We start from the raw sequence: 9,318 nt of genomic DNA on the forward strand, positions 1-9,318 counted from the left end.
CCTCACCCGCCGTACGGCACGGGGCCCGCGCCGAAGCGGGCGCGGAGCCCCGTACGGCCCCGGTACGGCCCCGGTTTGGCCGTCGGTGTCACGCGGCGGGGCGGCCCGGCTGGTCGTGGGTGGCGCAGTGGATGCCGCCGCCGCCCGAGGCGACCGTGTCGATCACCACCGGCACGATGTCCCGGTCGGGGAAGTGCTCCCCCAGGAGGGAGCGGGCGCGGTCATCGGCCTTGCGGTCGCCGAACCGGGGCATGAACACCGCGTCGTTGGCGATGTAGAAGTTGGCGTAGCTCGCCAGGAAGTCCTCTCCCTCACCGGTGATCCTCCTCAGATCGGGCTGGGGGAGATCGATGATCTCGAAGCGCCTGCCCCGGGCGTCCGTCGCCCGCGACAGGACCGACTCCGCCTGGTCGGCCGAGCGCGACCAGGAGTCGGGCGGGGTGCCGGGGTGCGCGCGGTCGAGCAGGACCACTCCGGGCTCGGTGAAGCGCACCAGGCTGTCCACATGGGCGTCCGTGATGTCCTCGCCGCGCACGCCCGCCAGCCAGACCACCTTCTCGACGCCGAGTGTCCGCTTCAGCTCGGCCTCGATGGCGTCCCGGCTTCTGCCCGGGTTGCGGTTGACATTGACGATGGAGCTCTCGGTGATGAGCAGGGTGCCCTCGCCGTCCGGTTCGAAGGAGCCGCCCTCGGAGACCAGCGGGGCCCGGTCCCGGGTGATCCCGTACCGCTCCAGCACCTCGCGGCCGACCCGGGCGTCGTTGGTGTGCTCCTGCTTGTCGCCCCAGCCGTTGAAGTTGAAGTCGACACCGATCACCTCGCCGGCCTCCTCGACGAAGACGGGGACCGTGTCACGGGCCCAGAGATCGTCCACGGCCAGCGGAATGACCTCGACCTGTGAGCCGCACGCCCGCTGGGCCGCCTTCACCTGGGCGGGCCGGGCCATCATGACGACCGCCTCGTACTCGCCGACGGCCCGCGCGATCCGCGCGATGTCCTCGCGCACATAGGGCAGGTCCTCCTCCCAGACCGAGGTCAGGGCCGGCCACGACATGAACGTGCGGGTGTGGCTCTCCCACTCGGCACCGAGGCGGCGCTTCGCGCCCGCCGATGCCGGGCGGGGAGAGTCCGCGACCGCGGTGGCGCGCGTGCCACTGTCCGAGCGGCCGCAGGCCACGGCGCCGAAAGCGGCGGCGCCGAGTCCGGTGAGGGCACGGAGGGCGGTCCGGCGAGCGGTGGGACGGTTGAACACGGGGAGACTCCGATCGTGGGCCGGCGGGACGGGACATCCGGCCGGGGCGGGCACGGGAGGCGCGGCGCGAGCCGGCGGTCCTCCGATCAGGGTGCGCGCTCCACCCTGAAATAACCGATATGCCGGGTAAGCCGTACGTTCCCGTGTCGACACTGTGGCACTGACTGGAAATTCAGTCAACCTGGAGCCGTGGGCCGTGGGCCGTGAGTCGTGAGCCGTCCGGCTCGGCCCGCCGACCGGAACCCGTGGCGTCCGGGTCGTCCGGGGGGTCGGTCCGCCTGCCGGGCGCCCGGGTAAAGTGCCGATCATGGCGTCTCGCAGCACTCAGATCCTGGAAGCGGCCGCCCGGGTGATCGCCCGGCGCGGGGTCCGAGGGCTGCGCGTGGAGGAACTCGCGGCCGAGGCCGGTGTCTCCACCGCGCTGATCTACTACCACTTCAAGGACCGCACGGGCGTGCTGCGGCAGACCCTTGAGTTCATCAGCGACCGCGCCGAGCGCTACACGGCGGGCCGCGCCCCGGGCGATCCGCCCCTCACCCCCCGGGAGGAGCTGGAGGGGGCCCTGCTGCTGGAGCTCCAGGACACCGCGGAGGTACGGGAGAACAGCTCGGCCTGGGGCGAACTGCGGGCGAGCGCCGTCTTCGACGAGGTGCTGCGCGAGGATCTCGCCAGGGCCACCCTGGACTGGGTGCAGGAGGTCGCCGCCCTGCTGGGCCGGGTCGTGCCGATGGCGCCGGCCTCGTCGCTCGCCTCGTCGGCCGAGCGGCTGACCGCCCTGCTGGAGGGGTTGAGCATGCGCTGGCTCAGCGGCGGCGTCAGGCTCCATCACGCGCGTGACCTGCTGCTCGGAGCCGTCGACGCCGAACTCTCCGCACTGCGGCAGGGCTGATCCGCGCCCCTCGCGCCCCCCGCGCCTTCGCGCGGGACGGGCGGGCCGCTCCCGTTGCGACTCTCCCCCGATCCTGACTGAAAATACAGTCAGGATCGGGGACTCAGTGCGGGCTCCGTCCCTCGCCGGGGTGCGGTCGGTCGCCGGACTCGGCGCGCAGGGCCAGCCGGCGGTACTCGCCGGGTGTCATTCCCTGGGTGGCCCGGACGCTCCGGCTGAACTCGGATGCCGTGAGGCACCAGCGAGCGGCGATCGCCTGGATGGGTTCGCCGGCCCGGCGCGGGTCGCCGAGGTCGGCACGGGCGCGTTCCAGCCGCTGCCGCCGGATCAGGGTCCCCACGGTGACACCCTCGTGCCGGAACACACGGTGCATGTAACTGGTCGAGATGTGGTGCGCCGCGGCGACCTCGGCGGGGGAGAGGCCCGGATCACCCAGGTTCTGTTCGATGAAAGCCCTGATCCGCAGCGCGGTCGTGACCCGGCGGGTGTGCTGCGGCAGCGCGCTGTCGTTCTCCACCGCCTGGGCCAGCGCGGTCGCCGCGAGGTGGGCGATCACCGCCCCGAGCCCCGGTCCGTCCGCGAGCCCGTACTCGGGAAGGTTGCGCACGAGCCGCCGCAGCAGGCGCGCCAGCAGATCCCCGACGCCCCGGTCGTCCGGGATGGGCAGCCCCACCGAGCGGTCCGCGAGCCGCCGGGGCAGGGGCAGCACGGCCTTGGGCACCTCGACCCCGATCATCAGTATCCGGTCCCGCTCCGCGAAGGAGCGGATCTCGACCGGCCGTGAGGAGTCGCTGGTGTGGAAGGTGCCGGGGCCCGCCCGCAGGGTCTTGTCGCGCCATTCGGCCACTCCGCCGCCGCGCAGCATCAGGGTCAGATGGTAGGTCTCCGGATCGGACTGCCGTATGAGCTTCTGGGGCCGGCGGAAGACCACGGACGGAAAGGCGGCCGGCCACACCGTCACCTCCCCGAGCCTGATCACCCGCTGCCGGGCCCGGAAGTCGTCGGAGTGGTCGCTGCGCAGCTCCATGGGCGCGTGGGTGCTGCTCAGCAGCTCGCGCCAGTGACCGAAGCGGTCCCGCGCGGGGATGTGGCCCGAGGAGTACAGAACCGAGGGAAGCGGCGGGGACGAGGGCGGCAAGGGGGTCGTCGGGGACATCGTCGCGTCCTTCCTGGCCCGGCGTGGGCGGGTGGCACGGGCACGCGCCGTACTGGCCGGGCCCGTTCGGGCTGACCGCCTTCCCGCCCGCGCGGCGGGTGCGTCGGGGTTCACTCTGGCGCAAGGAACATGCCACGCGAAACCCATGACAGAGCCGCCCGGTGCGGGCCATCCTGTCGGCACCAGGGACGCGGCCTCCCCGGGCGGATCAGCCCACCGGCACCCGACAGGAGAAGAGATGAGCACACCAAAGCGCCTGTTGGCCGCCCGCGCCGTGACCACGGTGACCACGGTGACCACGAGCGCCGGTCCCGCGTCGGTGACGGCCGCCGCCGACGCGGATGTGACCCGGGGCACCCGTGACGACCACTCACCCGAGGCCCGCGCCGCGCCCCGTACCGACAGGCCCTGAGCCAGGAGCGAGCCGCGAGCACACCCCGAGGGCCAGGACACTCCGGGCTCGTGCGCAGACGATTGTTCCGCCCGCGCGGCACCGGCGGACGACCAGGATCTGACCCGGTCCGGGGCGGCCCGGGGCGACGAGGACGCATTCCCCGGCGGCACCGACGGCGGCACCCGGGCGTCTGTCCTGTCCCGCCCTCCGGCCCGACCCTGACATTCCGGCCACCCGTCCGACGGCACGGTGCCGGGGGCCGTCGACGGCTGGGCCACCGCGCCCTCGCGGTCGCCCGCGGCACATCCCGCGAGGGGGCGGCCCGGACGGACGGCCTCCCGGCGGCCCGTGTGAAGTTCAACTCCGCCGTGACCGCGGCGAGGCAACGGAGATGACGCCCATGGACATCCATGACGCATGGCTGTCACAGCAGGACTTGGACACGGCCTGGGTTCGGGCGATGGAGGTCATCCGCCGGCGGGACCCGCGCCGGGTGGCCGCCGGCCTGCTGGACGAGGAGGACGGAGAGACGATGACGGGGAGGCGCGAGGTCTGGTTCGTCACGGGCGCGACGAGCGGCCTGGGGCGGGCCATCGCCGAGGACGCGCTCGCCGCCGGCCACACGGTGATCGGCACGGCCCGCCGGCCGGAGCGGCTGGCGGGGCTGATCGCCGCCTATCCGGACCGCTTGGAGGCCGTCGGTCTGGATGTCACCGACGGCCAGGAGATCGACTCCGTGGCCGCCGACGTACTGGCCCGCTACGGCCGGGTGGACGTCCTGGTGAACAACGCGGGGCGCACTCAGGTCGGGGCCTTCGAGGAGACCACGGACCGGGAGCTGCGTGACCTGTTCGAGCTGCATGTGTTCGGTCCGGCTCAGCTCACCCGGGCGCTGCTGCCGCAGATGCGGGAACGGGGGAGCGGGGCGATCGTGAACATCAGCAGTTTCGGCGGACAGCTCTCCTTCGCCGGGTTCTCCGCCTACAGCGCGACGAAGGCGGCGCTGGAGCAGTTGTCCGAGGGCCTGGCCGACGAGGTGACGCCCTTCGGGATCTCCGTGCTGATCGTGGAGCCCGGGGCGTTCCGCACCAATCTGTTCGGCGAGGGCGCCGCCCACTTCTCCGATGAGCACCCGGCGTACGCGGAGACGGTCGGCGCCACCAGGGAGCGGGTGCGGACCGGCGACGGTACGCAGCCCGGGGACCCCGCCAAGGCCGCGGAGGCGATCCGGATGGCCCTGGAGGCCGAGAACACCCCGCTGAGGCTGGCTCTCGGCGGTGACGCGGTGGACTTTCTCGTGGGACACCTGGACTCGGTGCGGGCCGAGCTCGCCTCGTGGGAGAAGGTCTCCAGGGGGACCGACATCGACGCCTAGGCCGTCTCTTCCGGATCGTGCCGGGCTCGCGTGCCCTGGTACGCGCCCCGCCGCGTTGTCGTCCGTCGGCGGCGCTCCGCGTGGGCTCCCTCCTCCGCCCTGAGATCGCCCTGAGATCGCCCCGCGATCCACGGCACCGGACCCCGCTCACCGATCCTGCCTCCCCAGCCGGTGAGGCGGGAAGGCGCCCTGCGAACGGGCCTCACGGCCGGCCGGCGCCACCACCCGGTTCGTCCGGCTTCGCAGCCCAGGGCACCCCGCGCCCGCCCCGCGCGGCGGCCCTGCTCCGTCTCAGCCGAAGAGCAGCTGGACGAGCAGATACAGGTTCAGCGCGGACAGCGCCGTACAGATCACCGTCCCCGTCCACGTGGTGACGCGCCGGTTGACCAGCGGGCCCATCAGGGCCGGGCGGCTGGTGAAGTACACCAGCGGGGCGAGGGCGAAGGGGATGCCGAACGAGAGGACCACCTGGGAGGCGATCAACGCCTCGTCCGGGGGGACACCGAGGCCCAGCACGGCCAGCGCGGGCAGCATGGTCAGGCCGCGGCGCAGCAGAAGCGGCAGACGGCGGCGGATGAAGCCGTCCATGACCACCTGCCCGGCATAGGTGCCCACGCCCGAGGAGGACAGCCCCGAGGCCAGCAGCGCCACGGCGAAGGCCAGTGCGGCCAGGCCGCCCACCAGCCGGCCGAGATGGTCGTGCGCGGCCGACAGGGTGCCGTCGAAGCCCTGGCCGGCACCGTGGAAGAGGACCGCGGCGACGCAGAGCATCGCCAGATTGATGAGCCCGGCCAGCCCCAGGCCCCCGGCGCAATCGGTTCGCAGGGCACGCAGCGCCGCCCGGGTCGCGCGTTCTCCCACCGGCCGGCGCCGCTGGGCGGTGACGGCCGAGTGCAGATAGATGACGTGCGGCATGACGGTGGCCCCGATGATGCCGACGGCCAGGGTGAGGGACTCGGTGCCCGCGAGCGAGGGCACCAGGCCGGCGGCCAGCTGAGCGCTGTCCGGCCCGCCCACCGCCACCAGCTGATAGAGGAATCCGAACCCGATCACCGCCAGGAAGAAGGTGATGGCGAGTTCGAAGGGCCGGTAGCCCCGGCTGTGCAGGGCGAGGAGGGCGAAGCTGATGACGGCGGTGGCCAGTCCGGCCGGGAACAGGGGCACACCGAAGAGCAGGTTCAGAGCGATCGCCGCACCCACGAACTCGGCCAGATCGGTGGCCATGACGACCAGTTCGGCCTGGACCCAGAGAACGCCGGCCACCGGCCGCGGCAGCCGGCGCCCGCACAGCGTCGGCAGGTCGCGCCCGGTCGCCAGCCCGGTCTTCGCCGACAGGTACTGGATGAACATGGCGACGACGTTCGCCATCACCAGCACCCACACGAGCAGATACCCGAAACCGGCACCCGCCTGGAAGTTGGTGGCGAAGTTGCCCGGGTCCACATAGGCCACCGCCGCCACGAACGCCGGTCCGTAGAAGGCACGGCGCACCCGGCGCACCTCGATCCGGGCGGAGGCGACGTCCATGGCCGGCTTCGGTGGCGAGGGCGTGGTCATACGGGATTCCTTTCGAGGCGGGTCGGCGGGTCGGCGGGTCGGCGGGTCGGCGGGTCGGTGGTTCGGCGGGCGTGGCGGTGCGGGCGGCGGAGGAGGGACAGACGCGAGGCGGGAAGGCGAGGGGGCGGGGACGGGCGGTGCGGCGGAGACCGTGTCCGCCTGCTCCGCGCCGTCGGCCCGTGTGCCGGGACGGCGGTGATGTGCCACCGCACCGTGGCGCGCGGGGTCCGGGGCCCGCCGGGCACGGGCGAGGAGCGGCGGTACGGCATGGCGGACCGGCTTCCTCACCGTGGGTGCTCCGACCGCGCGGCCCGTGCCCCCTCTGCCGAAGTGGTCCCTTCCCGCGCGCCGTTGTCCGCCGGTTCCCGCTTCGGCCACAGCGCCGACCCGGAACACCGCTCTCCGATGGGGACTCGTGAAAAGCTAGATCCACACGCCTGGCCGGGCAATGCCGCCACCGAGGACCACGCGTGATACCCCGGCTGCCCGCGCGGGCGCCGCGTGCCGCCCGTCCGGCTGTTCACCAGCACGTCCGGATCACCCGCCGGGACCGCCGGCGGTGAGCGCACGGGCCGCACCGCCGTTGGGCCGGGGTGTGATCCCCCGGTGATCCCCGGGGCGCGTGGAGGGTGTGCCCGGGACGTGGAGTGCCGCTCCGGCGAGTCGGCGGCCCCGCCGCCGGGCCCCCCGGGCTCCCGGCCCTCCCGCCGGCCCCCGGACCTCCCGTCCGCTGTCGGAACACCGTCCCGCGGCGGTACTGAACCCGATCATCCGAATCACCGGGCCCGCCGGAGATGGCATGACACCCGATGGGGAACGCTCTGAGCGACTGATGACGGTGCCATGACATCAAGGAGATGGCGTTGCTTCACCCACGTGCGGGTACGCGACCGCTGCCCGGGGACCTGATCGATCCGGCGGAGCTGACCGATGATTACTACGCGTTGCGCCCTGATCCGGCCGAGCCGTCCCAGCGGGTCGCCTTCGGCACCAATGGACATCGTGGCTCCGCGTCGCGGACCGGCTTCAACGAGGATCATGTGGCCGCCATCAGCCAGGCGGTCGCCGACTACCGGGCCATGCGCTCCGTCACCGGACCCCTGTTCATCGGGTCGGACACCCACGCTCTCTCCGAACCCGCCCGCAGAACCGCGGTCGAGGTCTTCGCCGCCAACGGTGTGACCACGGTGGTCGACAGCGCGGCGCGGTGCGTGCCGACCCCGGCTGTCTCCCACGCGATCCTCGCGCACAACCGGGACCGGCGTTCGGGGCTCGCGGATGGCGTGGTGATCACCCCTTCGCACAATCCGCCGGGCGACGGCGGCTACAAGTACAACCAGCCGCACGGGGGACCGGCGGCGGCGGACGCCACCTCCTGGATTCAGGACCGGGCCAACGAACTGCTCGCCCAAGGGCTCGCGGGAGTGCGCCGCACCCCCTTCGAACGGGCCGTCCGGGGTCCGGCGGTCGCCACCCACGACTACCTCGGACGGTATGTCGAGGACCTCGCCTCGGTGCTCGACCTGGAGGCCGTGCGCGCGGCCGGGGTACGGATCGGCGCCGACCCTCTCGGTGGCGCCTCACTCGCCTACTGGGACCGCATCGGTGAGCACTACGGCCTCGATCTCACCGTGATGAATCCGGTGGTCGATCCCCGGTGGCCGTTCCTGTCCCTGGACTGGGACGGCAGCATACGGATGGACTGCTCCTCTCCTCATACGATGGCGGGCCCGGTGTCCCAGCGGGACCGGTACGACGTCATCGTGGCGAACGACGCCGACGCCGATCGGCACGGCATCATCACCCCGGACGCCGGCCTGCTGGCCCCGAACCACTTCCTCGCCGCCGCCGTCTGGTACCTCCACGCCCACCGTGACCAGTGGCCCGCCGGCGCCGGAATCGGCAAGAGCGTGGTGACATCGGGCATCATCGACCGGATCGCGCGGCAGATGAACCGGCCGGTGATGGAGGTCCCGGTTGGCTTCAAGTGGTTTGTCGGCGGTCTGAGCACCGGCGCTCTCTGCTGGGCCGGGGAGGAGTCAGCGGGCGCCTCCTTCCTGCGCCGGGACGGTTCGGTCTGGACGACCGACAAGGACGGCCTGGTGCCGTCCCTGCTGGCGGCGGAGATCATCGCGAGGACCGGAAGCAGCCCATCGGAGAACTACCGCGCTCTCACGCGGCGTTTCGGCGAGCCGGCCTACACCCGGGTCGACTTCCCCGCCACCGCGGAGCAGCGCGCGAGCATCTCCGCGCTGTCGCCCGAGTCCCTGGCCGCGGACGGCCTCCTCGCCGGGGAGGCCGTCGTCTCGGTTCTCACCGCCGCTCCGGGGAACGGTGTGCCGCTCGGCGGGGTGAAGGTGTCGACCGAGAACTCCTGGTTCGCCGCGCGGCCCTCGGGAACCGAGGACGTCTACAAGGTCTACGCGGAATCCTTCCTGGGGCCCGGGCACGTGGCCGAGGTGCTCAAGGAGGCGGAACGGACGGTGAGTGCGGCGATCACGGCATGACAGCGGCCCCGGCGCGGACACCGTCCGCCGTCCGCTGATCGCACCGGGCACCAGCCGGTGACGCGCCCGCCGGTGACACACACGGTGGGCGCGTCCGGCCCGTCGACCGGCGGGAGGGGGCGCGAGCGTCCGGGCCCCGGCACCCTTCCCGAACACGACGCCGGCCTCGGCGACCCGTTGGGGTCGCC

7 protein-coding genes are annotated in these 9,318 nt (G+C 72.9%); 4 read left to right on the plus strand and 3 right to left on the minus strand.

The genetic code is table 11. The features are described from left to right. Positions 1-88 precede the first annotated feature (88 nt). On the minus strand, positions 89-1,252 hold the full coding sequence (locus ABT122_RS28180; RefSeq protein ID WP_351558021.1) for an agmatine deiminase family protein: 1,164 nt from the start codon (positions 1,250-1,252) through the stop codon (positions 89-91). A 307-nt stretch (positions 1,253-1,559) separates the two neighbouring features. On the opposite strand from ABT122_RS28180, the gene ABT122_RS28185 reads away from it, so the two are divergent. Then, positions 1,560-2,141: a TetR/AcrR family transcriptional regulator gene (locus ABT122_RS28185; RefSeq protein WP_351558023.1), complete on the plus strand. Its 582-nt coding sequence runs from the start codon at positions 1,560-1,562 to the stop codon at positions 2,139-2,141. A gap of 103 nt (positions 2,142-2,244) precedes the next feature. On the opposite strand, the gene ABT122_RS28190 is transcribed toward ABT122_RS28185, so the two are convergent. Further along, positions 2,245-3,297, minus strand: coding sequence for an AraC-like ligand-binding domain-containing protein (locus tag ABT122_RS28190; protein WP_351558025.1), 1,053 nt, complete (start codon positions 3,295-3,297; stop codon positions 2,245-2,247). Between the two features lie 238 nt (positions 3,298-3,535). On the opposite strand from ABT122_RS28190, the gene ABT122_RS28195 reads away from it, so the two are divergent. Continuing rightward, positions 3,536-3,709 (plus strand): hypothetical protein, encoded by a 174-nt coding sequence (locus ABT122_RS28195; protein ID WP_351558027.1) that lies wholly within the window; start codon positions 3,536-3,538, stop codon positions 3,707-3,709. A 514-nt stretch (positions 3,710-4,223) separates the two neighbouring features. Beyond that, positions 4,224-5,066: an oxidoreductase gene (locus ABT122_RS28200; RefSeq protein WP_351558033.1), complete on the plus strand. Its 843-nt coding sequence runs from the start codon at positions 4,224-4,226 to the stop codon at positions 5,064-5,066. Between the two features lie 291 nt (positions 5,067-5,357). Here ABT122_RS28200 and ABT122_RS28205 read toward each other — a convergent pair whose 3' ends face one another. Continuing rightward, positions 5,358-6,623: an Nramp family divalent metal transporter gene (locus tag ABT122_RS28205; RefSeq protein ID WP_351558029.1), complete on the minus strand. Its 1,266-nt coding sequence runs from the start codon at positions 6,621-6,623 to the stop codon at positions 5,358-5,360. A gap of 863 nt (positions 6,624-7,486) precedes the next feature. Between ABT122_RS28205 and pgm the strand changes: the two genes are divergently transcribed. Next, a complete protein-coding gene (gene pgm / locus ABT122_RS28210; RefSeq protein WP_502976218.1) occupies positions 7,487-9,130 on the plus strand; it encodes a phosphoglucomutase (alpha-D-glucose-1,6-bisphosphate-dependent) in 1,644 nt (547 codons plus the stop codon). The last annotated feature ends 188 nt before the right edge of the window (positions 9,131-9,318 follow it).

Source organism: Streptomyces sp. NPDC001985, from assembly GCF_040296845.1.
In the GTDB taxonomy this organism is placed as follows: Bacteria; Actinomycetota; Actinomycetes; order Streptomycetales; family Streptomycetaceae; genus Streptomyces.